The sequence below is a fragment of the Cohnella sp. GCM10012308 genome (genome assembly GCF_042649185.1).
Lineage (GTDB): Bacteria > Bacillota > Bacilli > Paenibacillales > Paenibacillaceae > Cohnella.
This window is the reverse complement of record NZ_JBHRYU010000017.1, coordinates 35,897-52,980: the sequence shown is the minus strand read 5'-3', so window position 1 is coordinate 52,980 and position 17,084 is coordinate 35,897. Positions and strand designations below refer to the sequence as shown.

Annotated in this window: 11 protein-coding genes; all 11 read left to right on the top strand. The window is 60.8% G+C overall.

The features are described from left to right. The first annotated feature begins 9 nt into the window (after positions 1-9). The 11 genes from ACFOTD_RS18555 (at position 10) to ACFOTD_RS18505 (ending at position 17,071) form a co-directional block, all read left to right on the top strand. On the top strand, positions 10-900 hold the full coding sequence (locus ACFOTD_RS18555; RefSeq protein WP_378121346.1) for a carbohydrate ABC transporter permease: 891 nt from the start codon (positions 10-12) through the stop codon (positions 898-900). A 46-nt stretch (positions 901-946) separates the two neighbouring features. Continuing rightward, complete coding sequence (locus ACFOTD_RS18550; RefSeq protein WP_378121344.1) at positions 947-2,596, top strand: extracellular solute-binding protein; 1,650 nt, start codon at positions 947-949, stop codon at positions 2,594-2,596. A gap of 15 nt (positions 2,597-2,611) precedes the next feature. Next, entirely contained in the window at positions 2,612-3,601 is a 990-nt protein-coding gene (locus ACFOTD_RS18545) for a Gfo/Idh/MocA family protein (RefSeq protein WP_378121342.1), read from the top strand. Between the two features lie 33 nt (positions 3,602-3,634). Further along, a complete protein-coding gene (locus ACFOTD_RS18540) occupies positions 3,635-7,450 on the top strand; it encodes a malectin domain-containing carbohydrate-binding protein (RefSeq protein WP_378121340.1) in 3,816 nt (1,271 codons plus the stop codon). Positions 7,451-7,519: 69 nt separating this feature from the next. Further along, complete coding sequence (locus ACFOTD_RS18535; protein WP_378121338.1) at positions 7,520-8,581, top strand: Gfo/Idh/MocA family protein; 1,062 nt, start codon at positions 7,520-7,522, stop codon at positions 8,579-8,581. 221 nt (positions 8,582-8,802) lie between these two features. After that, positions 8,803-9,792 carry an aromatic acid exporter family protein gene (locus tag ACFOTD_RS18530; RefSeq protein WP_378121336.1) on the top strand — a complete coding sequence of 330 codons (990 nt, stop codon included), beginning with the start codon at positions 8,803-8,805 and terminating at the stop codon, positions 9,790-9,792. 119 nt (positions 9,793-9,911) lie between these two features. Then, on the top strand, positions 9,912-10,469 hold the full coding sequence (locus ACFOTD_RS18525) for an outer spore coat protein CotE (RefSeq protein ID WP_090112635.1): 558 nt from the start codon (positions 9,912-9,914) through the stop codon (positions 10,467-10,469). Between the two features lie 249 nt (positions 10,470-10,718). Further along, positions 10,719-12,248 carry a putative amidoligase domain-containing protein gene (locus tag ACFOTD_RS18520; protein WP_378121334.1) on the top strand — a complete coding sequence of 510 codons (1,530 nt, stop codon included), beginning with the start codon at positions 10,719-10,721 and terminating at the stop codon, positions 12,246-12,248. A gap of 102 nt (positions 12,249-12,350) precedes the next feature. Beyond that, the gene (locus tag ACFOTD_RS18515) at positions 12,351-12,593 is read left to right on the top strand and encodes a hypothetical protein (RefSeq protein WP_378121332.1); all 243 of its coding nucleotides are present in this window, start codon (positions 12,351-12,353) and stop codon (positions 12,591-12,593) included. A gap of 288 nt (positions 12,594-12,881) precedes the next feature. After that, positions 12,882-15,632 carry a DNA mismatch repair protein MutS gene (gene mutS, locus ACFOTD_RS18510; RefSeq protein WP_378121330.1) on the top strand — a complete coding sequence of 917 codons (2,751 nt, stop codon included), beginning with the start codon at positions 12,882-12,884 and terminating at the stop codon, positions 15,630-15,632. A 2-nt stretch (positions 15,633-15,634) separates the two neighbouring features. Then, positions 15,635-17,071 (top strand): S41 family peptidase, encoded by a 1,437-nt coding sequence (locus ACFOTD_RS18505; RefSeq protein WP_378121328.1) that lies wholly within the window; start codon positions 15,635-15,637, stop codon positions 17,069-17,071. Positions 17,072-17,084: the final 13 nt, after the last annotated feature.

Genomic DNA, 17,084 nt, shown 5'->3' with positions numbered 1-17,084 from the left:
GAGGTCACCATGAAGCAAACGCGCGGGGAGAAAGCATTTCAATGGTTCAACTATTTGTTTTTGAGCGTTCTCTGCTTTACCTTTTTGTTTCCGTTCTGGCGAATCGCGGCGCTCTCGTTAAACGAGGGACTGGACGCCTCGCGGGGCGGCATCAACTTCTGGCCCCGCAAGTTCACGCTCGACAACTTTGCGGCCGTCTTTTCCAGAAGCGATATGATGAACGCGTATGCCATCTCGATCGGAAGGACGGTCATCGGGACGCTGCTCTCGATCGCCCTCGTCTCGCTGATGGCATACGGCCTGTCCAAGCAGCGGCTGAAGGGCCGCGGCGTCATTAACGTGATGCTGATCCTGACGATGTTTTTCAGCGGCGGGCTCATCCCTACCTATATGCTGTACAAGTCGCTGCATCTACTCAACACCTTCTGGGTCTACATCGTTCCCTCGCTTTACGGCGCCGCCACCGTTTTTATTTTCCGTTCCTTCTTCCGCGCCATGCCGCAGGAGCTGGAGGATTCGGCTCAGCTTGACGGCGCAAGCGACTTGACTATCTTTTCGCGAATCGCGGTGCCGCTCAGTCTGCCGATATTCGCCACGATGGCGCTCTTCTCCGCCGTCGGACACTGGAACGACTACCTGACCGCCGTCATTTACACGACGAACGAGCATTTGCTGCCGCTTCAGACGCTGCTCATGAAAGTGATGAACATCAATCAAAACGAGGCGGGAAATCTGGCGTACGGTGTCGTGAACTTAAGCGAGAACTCGAGACGGACCGTCACGGCCGAATCGGTCAAGATGGCCATGCTCATCGTCGTCGTGCTGCCCATCCTCACGGTCTATCCGTTCCTCCAACGCTACTTCGTGAAGGGAGTGATCATCGGCTCGTTAAAAGGCTAGGGAATCGGCTTCGAACAAAATTCAAACAAGGGTGGTTGTCGTCAACATGAAAAAACAAGTAAAACTGCTCGCGACGCTGATGTCCGTCTCGATGATCGGCGCCTCGCTCGCCGCATGCGCCAAAGACAACGGCGCCGCAAATAACAAATCTACGGAATCGGCTTCCGCGTCTTCCTCCGCATCAGCTTCGGCATCGGCATCGGAAGCGCCGCCGAAGGAAGATCCGCTCAAGGTAAACGTCTTGATTATGCACACCTTCGACAATGCGCCCAAGGCGGACAATAGAATGCATCAATGGCTGCTGGAAAACAAAAACATCGACATCCAGATCACGTCCGCCAACACGAAGACGCCGGCGGATAAGATGAACACGATGCTGGCCAGCGGAGATATCCCCGATGTCGTCAGCATCCTGACGGACGACATCAACAACGGCATCGCCAACAAATGGGCGGAAGCGGGATATATCGTCGATCTCGACCCGTGGCTGTCCAAGTACCCGGATCTGCTGAAGTATACCGACCCGGACTACAACAAGGTGACCTATGCCAGCAAGAAGGACGGCAAAATGTATATGATTCCGGGCAATCCGGCCGCGAACAAAGACGTCATGCAGATGGTCATCGGTCCGATGATCCGCGAGGACTGGCTCAAGCAAGTGGGCATGGCGCCGCCGACGACGACGGACGAACTGTATGCCGTCCTGAAAGCGTTTAAAGAAAAAATTCCTGACGTGAACGGCAAGCCGATCATCCCGGCATCCTTCGATAACTTTCGCCAGTTGTTTATGTACTCCTGGACCAAAAACTGGTTCAACCTGTCCGACGACAACAAAACGCTGAACTGGTGGTTCAACAATCCGCACATCGTAGATTACATGGTGTTCATGAACAAGCTTTATAAGGACGGCCTGCTCGACAAGGAAACGATTACGCAGCAGCCTGCGCAGTACCAGGCCAAGCTCAGCTCGGGACGCGTAGGCTTCACGCTCAATACGAACGGTCCGATGGATACGGCCAACGGCGTGCTGAAGGCCGAAGATCCGGCCAAGCGCTTTATCCCGAATCCGCCGATCCAGGTGCCGGGACTGCCGATGCCGATCTACCAGGAATCCAGCTTTGCGATGGCTCAGGCATTGACCGTCTCCAAAAAATTCGCCGAAAATACGCGCAATATGGAGCGGTTGATGGAATTCCTCAACTGGAGCGTCAGCACCGAAGGCGCCACCATTCTGAGTACGGGCCCGGATGGCGAGTACTATGTCAAAAACGCGGATGGGCTGCTTGAGCCCAAGCCCGAGGTAAAGGCGCAGCAGGACAAGGCTGATAAAAGCTTCGAGACCACTACGGGCATTAACTATTACAATCTGCTGAACGCGCCCGTCATTCCACGCGTTACCGTCATGCCTGGCACCGATGAGTTCATCTTGGCGCAGAAAACCTGGCTGCCGGCCGTAGGCGAGCAGAACGTGCCGTTCAACTTCTCCGGCACCGGACCGGAGTGGGATAAGCACTGGCCGGATCTGTGGCCGGAGATCAGCAAGTGGGAAGCGAAGGCGATCTTCGCCGACTCGGAGGAAGAAGTCCGCAAGATTACAAGCGACATGCTCGAAAACTTTAAAAAGATCGGCGAACCGGTCGTAACGGCCGAAAAGCTGAAGCTGATCGACGAATATGTTCAGAAAAATAAGCAGTAAGGCGGACGGATAAAAATGGAGTTAAAAGTCGTCGCGATCGGACTGCGGATTCACGGAGAATACGCGATCCAGGAAATATTGAAGGCGGAAGGCGTCAGTTTGGTTGCCATCATGGAGACGGAGGAACGCTGGCGCACGGTTGCGGAACGCTACGGCGTTCCTTTTTACCGGGATTTTAAGCGCATGCTGGACGAGGTCGACTGCAATACGGCCATCGTCTGCCTGCCGAACGACCTGAAGACCGATGCCGTCATCGAATGTCTGCAGCGGGGCAAGCATACGATCTCGGACAAGCCGGTCTCGATTACCGAAGAAGAGCTGGAGCGGTTGGAGCGGCAGATCGCGGCTTCGGACGCCGAGTGCGCGGTCCTGTTGACCGAGCGTTTTAACCCGCTGTACGTCAAAGCCAAAGAATTGATCGATCAAGGCGCGATCGGCGAGATCGCCGGCTGCATGATGATGCGGCCGCACGAGTCGACCGCCCAGCGCGAGGAGCCGTGGATGTACGAGAACGCGCGCAACGGCGGGCTGATCGTGGATCTGATGATACACGATATCGATCTGGCACTATGGATGAGCGGCGGCGAAGTCCGCGAAGTGACGGCACGCTCGCTGCATACCCGCTTTTTCGAGGACAAGCCGGACTATGTAGACTTCGCACAGGCGTTGTTCGTCCTGGAAGGGGGCGTCACGGTCCACATCGAAGCGGACTGGCTGACGCCACGGAATACGGCTTGGGATTGCAGAATGTTCATCGTCGGCACGGACGGCACGATCGAGGTGCTGTCCAAGTCGGGCGAAGTCATCCTCTGCACGCACGGCCGGAATCACCGCAATGTAATGGAAGAGGTTCGGGAGCACGACAGCGTATGCCTGGATTTCGTACGCAGAATCCGCGGCGAGCAGCCGCAGATTCTGTCCGCCGCCGACTGCGTCGCCTCGGCCAGAGCCGTCCTGCTGGCGCGCAGATCCAGCGAATCCGGGCAATTGGAAACCGCTAGATAAAGCCATTCATTCGATTGAATCGGAGGCTGCCCCATGAAGATGAACCGATTGCTGAAGATGTTCCTTATGCTCGCGCTCGCCATATCCGGCTGGTCGGGGTTCCAGGCCAGACCGGCTGCGGCCGCGGCGTTTCCCGTCATTTATACGTTCGATCTGCGGCAGGTGTCAGGGACGTTCAATACGGCCGAATCTTACGATATCAAGCTGTTCGTGTCGACGCTGCAAGGGATCGTCAACCAGAAGGGACCGCGGCTGTACGTATACAATTCCTTCTACGTCCAGACGCCGTCCATCACGTCGTCCCAGGCGATGCAGATCGACGAGAAATGGCTGGACGCCTTCCGTAAGCCGGGGCAGTGGCTAAGCGAATACACGGTCACGCCGCTTGCGTCGATCGAAGCGCTGGTCAGTACGTTCAGGTCCGATCTGGCCGGGCTCGCCGTCTGGGACCCGAAGGTGGACGCGACCGCCAACGTCGCGACGACGATCGCGGGCATCGAGCGGACGCCGGCGGTCATGGGCGGCGGACGGCTGTATGCCAGGCTGACTGCCGCGCCCAACAGTCTGACCGTCTCGCGGAACCTGGTCGGGCAGTTCGCAGGCAATAATGCCAAGACGGATGCTTACGTATGGGCGAAGCAGCAGTTCCTGGATACGGGGCTGGCGAACGCGGGCGTACTAGGCTACATCGAAGATGCGTATGCGAGACAGCCGATTACGCATTCGCAGGAATACACTTCGGTCCGGGACGTCCTGGTCATGCGCAAGGCATTCGTGTTCGACCTCAGCCCATGGGGCGACGAGCGGGCGTTCGACGCGCCCAATCAGACGCTGGGCAAGGATCTGGACACCTTCCTCGCCATCCTGCAATCGGCGTATACGATTTACGGCAGCAATAACATGATCGAGGTTTACGGTTTTTTCCCTTGGTGGGACAAATATTCAACCTATGGCGGCAAGGGCAGCCATACCGAATTCGAGGGCGAATGGAAGACGGTCGAGCACCTGTCCAAATATAACGCCGCCATCGTCAGCGTCATCGACACGATGGGCGATGCCAACATGTCGGTGCACTGGTGGGCGCCGGTCGCGACGAACCTGTTGCCGTCCTCCGAAGCGGGCAGCCGTCCCACGCTGGCCAACAAGACGTACATTCTTTGGGGAATGGGCGATCACGACGAATCGACCGTTCATTATCAGTTCCCTTATGTATGGAATTCGGATCCGGCCCGGGGCAAGACGCCGATCGCCTGGAATATCGTGCCGGGCTCCCGGAATGCGGGAGATCTGATGCAGTTCCTGTACGATACGGCGACCTCGAACGACTATTTCGTCGCCGGCGCGGGAGCGGCAGGTTACGCGAATCCCGATTATGTGCATGACGCGTCCGTGTGGCGCAATTGGAACGAGCGGCTCTACCGGTCGACGGGGTATACGATGTCGGGCTTTGTCCTGAACGGCAACGCCGGACCGGTCACGTCCGCCTCGGAGGAAGCGTATCGCTGGTTCTCCAACGATATGTCGCTTTTTTACAATCCGAATCTGAGCTCGCCCAAGCCGGATGTGCGCAGCACGAATATGGTCGTGATGGGCGACAACGTGCCGATCGCCAACAACGATGTCAACGGGCAGGCCGCTTACATCTATAACGTGACGGCGACGCTTGCGAGCCCGGGCACGACGCCGAATTTCTTGTACATCAAGCCGGCGTTTTCATCCGTCGAATATATCAGTCAGGTGATGAAAAAAATCGTCGCCGAGCATCCGGAGTACAACTTTGAGGCGGTCGATCCGTATACGTACGCTTCGCTGATCCGGCAAAAGGTCAAGGGCAGCGTGGCCAATGACGCCATTATTTTGGACGCCCAGCTTCCGGACCAGATGATCGCGGGTCAGAAATATACGGCCAGCGTTACGGTCCGCAACGTCGGAACCGCCGCCTGGACGGAGGCGAATCTGTTCAGGCTCGCCGCGACCACGGACAATACGCTGACCTGGAGCGACTTCCCGGACGGCGGCTATAGCCTGGCTACCGGCAATCAGCGGGTATTCCTCGCAGCAGCGGACAGCATCCAGCCGCAGCAGACCAAGACGTTCACCTTCCAGGTGCAGGCGCCCGCGACACCGGGCAATTACGTGTTCGGAACGTCGATGATCAAGGACGGAACGGCCGTATTCGGAGACAACCGCAAGAAGACGGTCCAGGTCGTCGCGGCGCCGGCTCATGCGGCGCGGATCACCGCGGTCACGGTACCGTCCGCCATGACGGAGGAGCAGCTATCGACGGTATCCGTTACGGTAAAAAATATCGGCACCGCCACCTGGACGGCTGCGGACAATTTCCGGCTCGCCGCGATTCCGGACCGCAACGAGGTGCTGTGGAGCGCGTTCGCCAGCGGCGGATCGAGCAGCGGCGCCGGCATTCAGCGGGCCTACCTGAGCAGCACGGACAGCATCGCGCCCGGCGCGAGCAAAACATTCAATTTTTCGATTGCGGCGCCGCGCACAAGAGGAACTTACACGTTCGCGGTCGAAATGATCAAGGAGGGCGTTTCTCTGTTCGGCGACACTGGCGTCTACGATATCCGGGTAACGCCGGGCGGGGCTGCGGCCAAAGACGCGGTGAGCTTTAACGACGACATTCCCGAATACGTGGTACCTGGCGCCGCGGTGCCCGTATCTGTGACGTTCAAAAACACGGGAACGAACGACTGGACGCGCGCAGGCAATTATACGCTGAAAAGCGCGGGAACCAATCAATTGACCTGGAGCGGTTTCCCGTACGGCGGCACGAGCGCCGGCGCAACCGATCAAAAAGTGTATATGCGGGCATCGGAGCGGATCAAAAACGAGCAGGCGAAAACCTTCTCCTTCTCGATCAACGCGCCGACGACGCCGGGCGCCTATACGCTCTCGATGCAAATGAACGACGGCACCTCGGGCTTCGGCGCCGTAAAGACATTTACGGTCAATGTGGCCGCATCGCGTGACGCCAAATTCACGGCATGGGACGTGCCGACGGTCATGGCTGCGGGAACCAAGGCTAACATTAGTATCGACGTGCAAAATGCGGGAGCGAACAGCTGGATGCAATCGGATTTGTACAGGCTTTATTCGGGTCCGACCAATCAGTTCGTTTGGGGAGACTTCGGCGTCGGCGGCTATAGCCTGAGCGCCGCCAATCAGCGCATCTTTTTATCAAGCGCGGAGACGATCGCCGCAAGCCAGCGCAAGGGCTTCTCGTTCAGCATCCAAGCGCCTTCGACGCCGGGTACTTATACGCTCAGCGCAGGCATGGTTCAGGACGGCGTCGCGACCTTCGGCACCGTAAAAACGTGGACGATCAACGTCGTGAGCGGCTACGAGCAGCGGGTAGACGTCGGAGCGACGGCAGCGTACACGGATGCGAACGGCAAAGTGTGGGCCGCGGATCAGCCTTATTCAGGCACCAATACCTGGGGCTATACGACGTCCACGACCTCCGTCGATTCGACGAGCGATACGATCGCAGGCACGGACGATCCGACGCTTTATCGCACGCAGCGGTTCGGAGGGGGCGGCAATCCGTTCGCTTACAAGTTCAACGTTTCGAACGGCACCTACAAGGTAACGCTTGACTTCGCGGAAATTTTTTATAACGCCGGCGGCAGCCGGTCGTTCAATGTCGACATCGAAGGCGTCAACATGTTGACCGGCTACGATCTCTTCGCGGCCGCGCTGGGACACGACAAGGCCCGCAGGTACGAATTCAGCAAGATCGCCGTAACGGACGGCGTGCTCGATATCGACTTCAGCGCACTGACCGACGCGGCGGCCGTCAATGCGATCCAGGTGGTGCGGACCGGCTGACGGACGGTGTTGTCGCAGCTTACATTAACAGCCTACATTAAATAGCGGCTTACGAAGGTGGAGATCGTCATGGGAAAAACGAAAATCGGGATCGTCGGGACGGGCTCCATTTCCCAGTATCATTTGAAGGCATACCAGAAAAATACGGACGTCGAAATCTATGCCGTATGCGACGTCAACGGCGAACGTGCGGCAGCGACGGCAGCGTCCTTCGGCGCTTCGGCCGTCTATACCGACTATGCGGCCATGATGGCGGATCCGCAGGTCGACGCGGTCAGCATCTGTACCTGGAACAACACGCATGCGCCGTTTGCCATCCAGGCGCTTGAGGCGGGCAAGCATGTCCTTGTCGAAAAGCCGCTGTGCATTACGGTGGAGCAGGCGCTGGAAGTGGAGAGGGCGGTCGTCAAAAGCGGTAAGGTGCTCCAGATCGGCTACGTAAGAAGGTACGATCCGAACGCGCAGATGCTGCAGCAATGGATCGCCCAAGGAGAAGTCGGCGACATCTATTATGCCAAAGCATCGAGCCTGCGGCGGCTCGGCAATCCCGGCGGCTGGTTCGCGGACAAGACGAGATCCGGCGGCGGTCCGCTCATCGATCTGGGCGTGCATATCATCGACCTGTGCTGGTACTTGATGGGGCGGCCCAAGGTGAAGTCGGTCAGCGGCAATACGTACAAAAAACTCGGCCAGCGCAGCCATGTCAAAGGCCTCACCTTTTACAAATCCGCGGACTACGATGCCAATTCGAATACGGTCGAGGACATGGCCAACGCCTTGATTCGCTTCGAAAACGGCGCCTCGCTCATGGTGGACGTGAGCTTCACGCTGCATGCGCGCAAAGACGAAGGTCTAGTCCGGCTGTATGGAGACAAGGGCGGGATCGAGATCGACCCCGAAGTGCTGCTCGTCACGGAAAAGTCCGATACGATCGTCACGGTGTCGCCGCAGACGGATCATGCGTCCTTCGATGCGGACCAGGCGTTCCAGAACGAGATCGATCATTTTATCTCCTGCTGCCGGGAGGGCCGCACGCCGGACAGTCCGGTTCAAGACGGCGTCGAAATGATGAAAATCTTGTGCGGCATCTATGAATCGGCCGAGCTGGGCAAGGAAATCGTGTTCGACTAAGCATCCGCCAAGCGGCGATGGCATACGCAAGAATCATAGGGGCTGGCCCGAAGTCATGAAAATGACGGAGGGCGGCTCCTTTGCTTTTTAACGTTGTCATCGTCCGCGCATCCCGCGCCGCTGCGCGACGCAGCGGCCAATGCCGCGTATTTTGACGCATTTGCGCATAACGGGTACGATGGTGAAAAGGCGATCGCGCGCGAGCATCGGAGGAAATGGGCATGAACGTGACGAAAGGGGCGAACGCGCTCAAACGCGTTGTCGGCTTGCGAACAGTGAAGACGGCGCTCGCTACGGTAGCGGCGATCTATGTCGCGATGCTGCTGCACGTGGACAATCCGCAGGCGGCGGGCATTCTCGCCATTCTGGGCGTCGATACGACCCGGTGGCGCGGCATTATGACGGTATACGCGCGATTCGCGGCATCCGTCATCGGATTGGCCGTCGCTTCGGCGGTGTTCGTCCTGGCGGGGTTTTACGTGTGGACGCTCGCGCTCTACATTGTGATCGCGTTCCCGCTGCTTACGCGCTTTAAGATGAAGGAAGGCATCGTTACCGGGGCGGTCATCGTTTTTCATCTCTTTCACAGCGGCGTCGTATCCTGGCATGCGATCGGGACGGAATTGGCGCTGCTTGCGATCGGACTCGGCTCGGCGACGGCGTTCAACCTCGTGTATATGCCGAAGCAGCGCAAATCGCTCGAATCGCTGCGCCAGACGACCGAGGATATGTTCGTCGCGATGCTGGGCGAGCTGGCCAAGTTTCTGCGGGACCCCGCGGCCGTGTGGGGCGGCGACGAGCTGCTCCGGGCGGAAGCGGCGATCGAGGAGGGCTTGCAGACGGCGAAGCGTTCGCAGGAAAATCGGCTGAGCCGGCAGGACGAGCCCTGGCTGCTATACTTCGGCATGCGGCGCGAGCAGCTCGACATGATCCAGCTGATGATGGAAAACATCGCGTTCGTATCGTCGAGCGTGCCGCAATCCGAGGCGATCGCCTCTTTGTTCGACCGGCTGACGCACGATGTGCGGTCCGAATTTTACGAGGGCAAGACCGAACGCGCGCTGGACGCGCTCGAGCGCGAATTCAAGGCGATGCCGCTGCCGTCGACGCGGGAGGAGTTCGAGATCCGGGCGGCGCTGCTGCATTTGTGCAGAGAGCTTCGCAGATATTTGACCGTCGGCAGAAGAGGGAAAATGCGCAGGTCTTCATGAACAAGGACCGGCATACAATCATAGAGACGAAGCGTCAATGCAAGGATACGTTTTTGTCACTCTAGACGAATGTCCTGCATAGACTTTAATTGAATTGATTGTATGGAGGAGGTCATTGCATGACGCTCGCGGATAAACGGCTGCAGCGAAGGGAAATCATCACGAAGGCAGTATGCGGCAAGGGCCGCAAATTCTCGACGATTACCCATTCGGTCACGCCGCCGCACCATCCCACCAGCATTCTCGGGGCATGGATCATCAATCACCAGTACGAAGCGGTTCGTTCGGGTGACGGCATCGAGGTGGTCGGGTCTTACGATATCAACATCTGGTATTCGTACGACAAGAACTCCCAGACCGACGTCGCCAAGGAGACGGTCTCGTATTCGGAGCTCGTGCCGCTCTCGTATGTAGACCCTCGCCATCGCAGCTCCACGGAAGAGGTCTCTGCGGATGCGACGCAGGAACCGAACTGCGTGGAAGCGTTGATCGGCGGAGGCGGTACTTCCGTGCTTATTCGCGTGGAGCGCGAATACGCGGTCGAGATGGTCGCGGAGACCAAAGTTTGCGTGGTCGTGGATCCGAACTACTTCGAAGACGGCAAGGATGCGGACTTTGCACTGGACGACGGCGATTACGAAGACCTCGATGCCGATCTGCTTGAAGACGATCTGTAAGCGGCCCGCTGCGGCCGGTACTTATGTCTATGCAGAAGCGACGGAATTGTCGAGGGCGGATGCCTGCTTCGTTCGGTAAAATCGTCCCGATGCCGGAAAAATCGCGCGGATCGCTCGGGCCTAAGCCCGAAGGCGATTCCGGCGGCGGTCCCGGCGCAGGGGCAGGGACAGAATCAGGGAAGGGTCATCCGGCTTCGACGTACAACCGTCGGCGGGACGGCCCTTCCCGTGTTGTTCGGGGGGAAGGCGATGGGGGGATCCGGCTCCAAGCAAGGCATTAACGACGCCGAGGCCGTCGGCAGCGTTTCAGTGACGGCTTGCGAGCGCTTCGCGGAAAACAGTCAAGCTGTGCGCGCAGCGGTGTGGGTCGACGGGAAATGCCCGGTCGCCGAGCTGCTTGCGTTGACAGGCTTGAAGCGTATGGCGGCCGGCAGTCGGCCGGGCCCATCGGACGTAATCGTTCGACTGTCGGGCGGAGGCGCGGATGACGCCCGCGCGGACGCAAGCGCCGCTGACGGACATGCCGGGGCCTGGATCTGGAACGAGGCGGCAGAGGCGGTCGGTTCGCTGGCGCCAGCGGAGCTCAACCGGCGGCTCGCGCGCGAAGGATTGTCCGCGGCGATTCGAAGCGGCGACGCCGCAGGCGGGAACGCGGGCTGGCGACGGGGAGACGGGGCGCGGGGCGCGCTCCGCGCCCCGTCGCGAACGTACGTCGTCACCGTCTTCGGCCTGGCCGCGCCGATCGTTCGTCCCGCGCCCGGCGACCATGCTTATGGGCGCGAGCTGGCCCGCCGGCTGTGCCGAGCGTCCGCGCGCGCGATCTATGCGCTTGGGCTCGAGCTCGGCACCGTGACCTGGCAAGTCGACGGATCCGGCCGCCGAGGCGTTATCGTCGGCCTGGCCGCGGCGATCGGCGAACTTGACGAGGCGGACGGACGCAGTCTCGCGGAGGCCGCTTCCGAATTTGCCGCGCTATGGTCGGAAGAGAGGACGGGAGGCCGGCCGGAAGCGCTCATCGGCGCGGATCCGGAGTTTGTCATGCTTGACGAAGCAGGGCGGATCGTGCCGGCCTCGCGGTACTTCGGCCCGGGCGAGCGGACAGGGAGCGATTCGGTCGTCGTAAGGGGCGTGCAGCGCTGGCCGCTGGCCGAGCTGCGGCCCCGGCCGGCGCGGGACCCGGCCGTGCTGGCCCAGCGAATCCGGCGCCTGCTGCAGGACGCTTCCGCGCGAACGGCCGGCGCGGAGCTGCGCTGGCGCGCGGGCGCCGCGCCGGTCAAGGGCTTGCCGCTGGGCGGGCATCTGCACTTCAGCGGCCTTGCCCTTACGGCCGAGCGCTTGCGGGCGCTCGACAACGCGCTCGCGCTGCCGCTGCGGCTGCTCGAGCCGGACGGCGCGGGCCGCCGCAGGCCGCGCTACGGCGCGCTCGGCGACTTCAGGACGAAGTCGCACGGCGGCTTCGAATACCGGACGCCGCCGAGCTGGCTCGTGTCGCCGCGGCTCGCGCTCGGCGTCCTGTCGCTCGCGAAGCTCGCGGCTGAGCATGCGCGCGAGCTGTCCGCCAGCCGCCCGCTCGACGACGACGGGCTGCGCGACGCCTTCTATGAAGGCCGGACGGCGCCGCTGCGGAGGGCGGCCGCGGCGGTGCGCGGGGCGCTGGAATCGCTGCCGACTTACGCGCGGTACGGCGAAGCGATCGGTTTTATTTTCGACGCGATCGAGGCGGGCAAGGTGTGGGACGAGAGCGGGGATATCCGGCGCAAATGGCGGATCCTGGAGTGACGACGGAGAAGCGGATGTTCGATAGCGGAGCGTGCAGCAGCGGAACTGCAGAAGTGGACGGCGCAATAGCGGAAAGTGCAGTAGCGGAAGGCGGCTAGCGGCATGCGCGAAGCCGCTTTTTTGCGGGCTGCCACGCGGGCTTGCGGCTTACCGGGAGAGTTTCCGGTGCTTGACGGGTCTAAAACCTGCCAATATACATGTATTTTCAGCCGACCGGCGCTGTTTGATGAAATACCTGCAAATGCGCAGGTAATTTCATCGCACAAGCCGGCAGCCATGATGAAGGAAGAAAATACCTGCACCTTTGCATCTTTTCTTCTCAAATGGGGCGGCATCGGCGAGTAAAGATGTATATTTGCAGGTATTTCGCAATAACACGATGCGGTCGACGATCGGCCGGCCCGACGGAGCAGATGTCGGATGAGCCGACGATAGGCGTTCCGCGAAGATTTTTGAATAGCCGCCAAATTTAAAAGACTTTCACGGTAATCCCGGACCTTCCCAGACCGTTTTGCTTCATGCGCTTGCACGCATAAGGCTCTAGTTTATGCCAGTTTCCCTGCCGGGCACGACGAACCTCGCAAAGCTTGGTATAATAGATGGATGAGTTCAGTGCGACAAATGGAGGATTCTATGGCCGGCTATACCCCGATGATGCAGCAGTATTTGTCCGTTAAGGAAGAAGCGAAGGACGCGCTCCTGTTCTTCCGGCTGGGCGATTTCTATGAAATGTTTTTCGACGACGCGTTGACGGCTTCCAGGGAGCTCGAGATTACGCTGACCGGCAGAGGTGCGGGACTGGAAGAGCGCATCCCGATGTGCGGCGTTCCCTATCATGCGGCAGAAGGTTACATAGCGAAGTTGGTAGACAAGGGTTACAAGGTCGCGATCTGCGAGCAAGTGGAGGATCCCAAGGCGTCCAAGGGCGTCGTAAAGCGCGAGATCGTGCGCATCGTCACGCCCGGCACGGTGATGGAAACGAAGTCGCTCGCGGGCGGTTCGAACAACTTTATCGTCGGCGCCGCCGAGCAGGACGGCCGATTCGCGCTGGCGGCTTGCGATCTGACGACCGGGGAGATGTACGTGACATCGTTCGCGGCGTCCGCGGAGTCGGTTAAAAACGAGCTGAACGTATACCATCCGGCCGAGGCCGTCGGCGACGAGCGGGCGCTGGCGATCTTGGACGAGGCGTCCCGGGCGTCCGGCAGGTCCCTGGTTACGACGGTCAGGGCGCAGACGCAGGACCCGGGCGAGCGGCTCGCCGCGCAATTCCCCGAGGAGCGGTGGGACAGGCACGAGCCGGTGAGGAAGCTTGCCGTAGCGCGCCTCGCCGAGTATCTCGGCGATACGCAGAAGCGTTCGCTCGCCCACGTTCGCGCGGTCAAGAGCTACGATCCGCAGCAATTCATGGCGCTCGACGCGTTCACGCGGCGTAATCTCGAGCTGACCGAGACCGTTCGCGACCGCGCCCGCAAGGGCTCGCTGCTCTGGCTGCTCGATCGCACGCGCACGGCGATGGGCGCGCGCCAGCTCAAGCGCTGGATCGACCAGCCGTTGCTCGACCGGGCGGCGGCGGACGGGCGGCTCGACGCGGTCGAGGCGCTGCACGGCAACTGGATGCTGCGCGAGGATCTGCGCGCTGCGTTATCCGAGATCTACGACCTGGAGCGGTTGGTCGGGCGAATTGCCTACGGCACGGCCAACGCGCGCGACCTCAACGCGCTGGGCGCTTCGCTCTCGCGCATTCCGGCGCTCAAGGACATTTGCGCGGAGCTCGGCTCCGGACCGCTGGCCGCCATGGCGCAGTCGCTCGACGCCTGCGAGGATCTGGCGCTGGCGATCGTGGACGCGATCGCTGCCGAGCCGCCGGTGTCGGTCCGCGAGGGCGGACTGATCCGTGCGGGCTTTCACGAGCGGCTGGACGAGTTGCGCGAGGCAAGCAAAAACGGCAAGACCTGGATCGCCGAGCTTGAGCGGCGGGAACGCGAGGCGACGGGCATCAAGTCGCTGAAGATCGGGTTCAACAAAGTGTTCGGCTACTATCTCGAGGTGACGCGGGCCAATCTGGGCACGCTGCCGGAGGGCCGGTACGAGCGCAAGCAGACGCTCGCCAACGCCGAGCGCTACGTGACGCCCGAGTTAAAGGAAAAGGAAGCGCTCATCCTCGAAGCCGAGGACCGCATGATCGATATGGAGTACGAGCTGTTCGCCGCCCTGCGCGACGAGATCGCGCTCCATATTCCCCGGCTGCAGCGTCTTGCCGAGAGCGTGGCGAGCCTCGACGCCCTGCAGTCGCTGGCCGAGGTCAGCGCGGAGCGGCGCTATGTCAGGCCGACCTGGAGCGACGGCTTCGACCTGAACGTGACGGGCGGCCGGCATCCCGTCGTGGAGGCCGTGACCGAAGGAAGCGCCTATATCTCGAACGATGCTTCGCTGACGCGCGAAGGCGGACCGATCCTGCTCATCACGGGTCCCAACATGGCGGGCAAGAGCACGTACATGCGGCAGGTCGCGATGATCTGCATCATGGCCCAGATCGGCTGCTTCGTGCCCGCTTCGACGGCCGAGCTGCCGATGGTCGACCGCATTTTCACGCGGATCGGCGCGGCAGACGATCTCGTCGGCGGACAGAGCACGTTCATGGTCGAAATGAAGGATATCCAGATCATGACGGAGCAGGCGACGGAGCGCAGCCTTGTCATTATCGACGAGCTCGGCCGCGGCACGTCGACGGACGAGGGCATGGCCATCGCCCAATCCGTCATCGAATACGTGCACGACCGGATCGGCTGCAAAGCGCTCGTCTCGACGCATTACCATGAGCTTGCCCATCTGGAGGAGACGCTGGGCGGACTTCGCAACGGCTGCATGGCCGTCAAGGAGAGCGGGGACGGCGTTACCTTCCTCCGCAAGCTCGTAGCCGGCGCGGCGGATTCCAGCTACGGGATTTACTGCGCGCAGCTCGCCGGGCTGCCGGAGTCGATCGTGTCGAGAGCTTACGGCCTGCTTGAAGCCGCCGGCGCGGCACCGGTCCGGACAACCGGCGGGATTGCCGGCGCCGAAGCTTCCACGAACCCGGGACTGACTTACGCCGCTGCAGCCACTCGGACATCGGCGCTACAAGCTGTGGAGCAGATCGTCGCAGAGCGGGAATCCGGAGCCGTAACGCCTGCTGCCGCAACGCCTGCTAGCGGCGTGCAGCAGCTGTCGATGTTCGAGGAAGCGGCGGCTGCCGCCGAAGCGAAGGCGGCGAAGGCGAGGACGCCCGAGGCGGACAAGCTGCTCGACAAGATGCGCAAGCTAGACGTCATGCGGATGACGCCGCTGCAGGCGCTGGAATGGCTCAACGACGCGCGCAACCAATTGATCGGAAAAGGGGACTGAACTTGAGAGGACAACGAAAAACGGCAAGCCTGCTGCTGAAGGCGGCGTTGTGTCTGGCCCTGTCGGTCCTGTGGCTGCCTGTCGGCGCCGGTGCCGCTACCCAGGACCAAGTCAACGAAGTGCGCCAATTGCTCGAAGAATACCATATCAGCAAGCCGACGGACGACAAGCTGAGCGATTCCGGCATCGAGGCGATGATCGATGCGCTGGGCGATCCGTATACCCAATATTTTTCGCCCGAGGAGCTTCAGAGCTTCTCCAACGCAATCAATCAGTCTTTTGTCGGGATCGGCATCGTCATGTCGCAGGACGACGGCATCGTTTATCTTGAAGACGTCGTACCGGACAGCCCGGCGTTTAAGGCCGGGCTGATGCCGGGCGACGCGCTCGTCTCGATCGACGGCGAGCTAACCGCCGGCAAAACGATCGACGCCATTCAGATCATGGCGGCCGGCGCGGAAGGGACCGTCGTCAACATCGGCGTCAAGCGGGGAATGGTCAAGCTGCAATTTCTGGTGGCACGGACCGCGGTACAGCTGCCTGTCGCAACTTCCAAACTGATGGGCAGCGGCGTCGGTTACCTGCGGCTCGATTCCTTTTCGGCCGATGCCGGCGCCAAGTTCAAGTCGCAGCTGCAATCGCTCGAAGGGAAAGGCATGTCGTCGCTCATCGTCGATCTGCGCGGCAACGGCGGCGGCTACGTGGATCAAGCCCAGCAGATCGCGGCTTTGTTCGTCAAAGACGGCATCCTTGCGCACGTATCGGACCGCGACGGCAAGGACGCGCCGATCGAGCTGCATGGCGTGAGCCGCAGCTATCCCGTTTATATACTCGTCGACGGCGGGAGCGCCAGTGCGACCGAGCTTTTGTCGGGCGCGCTGCAAGAGTACGGCATCGCGAAGCTGGTCGGCACGAAAACGTACGGAAAAGGCGTCATCCAGCAGCTCATACCCGTCGAATCGGGCGGCACGCTTAAGGTGACCGTGCAGGAGTATACGACGCCGGGTGGCAAAAAAGTGGACAAGGTCGGATTGACGCCGGACGTAACCGTCACGGGCGGCCTTCAGCAGCTGCTCGCGGCTTACCGGCTTGCCGGTGGCGGCGACGTTCGGCTTACCGTCGGCAGAGGCGCGCTGGTCGTCAACGGCATCCGCACGGCGGATTCCGGCTCCGTCATCAAGAAAAACGGCGTCTGGTACATCAGCTCCAAGCTGGGGGCCGTCGCCTCGGAATCTAAGCTTAGCTATGATGCCAAAGCCCGGCAGATCGTGCTCGTTAAGGATGGAATCACGCACCGGCTTGCCGCCTCGGACAGTCATGTCATCGTCAAAAACGGCGTCAGCTACATCGACGTCCGTCTGCTGTCCAAGTGGTTCGCCAACCTGACCTGGGCAGCCGTGGGAGACGGAACGGTCACGCTGTACGATACGGCGGCTTGACGCCGTCAGCCAG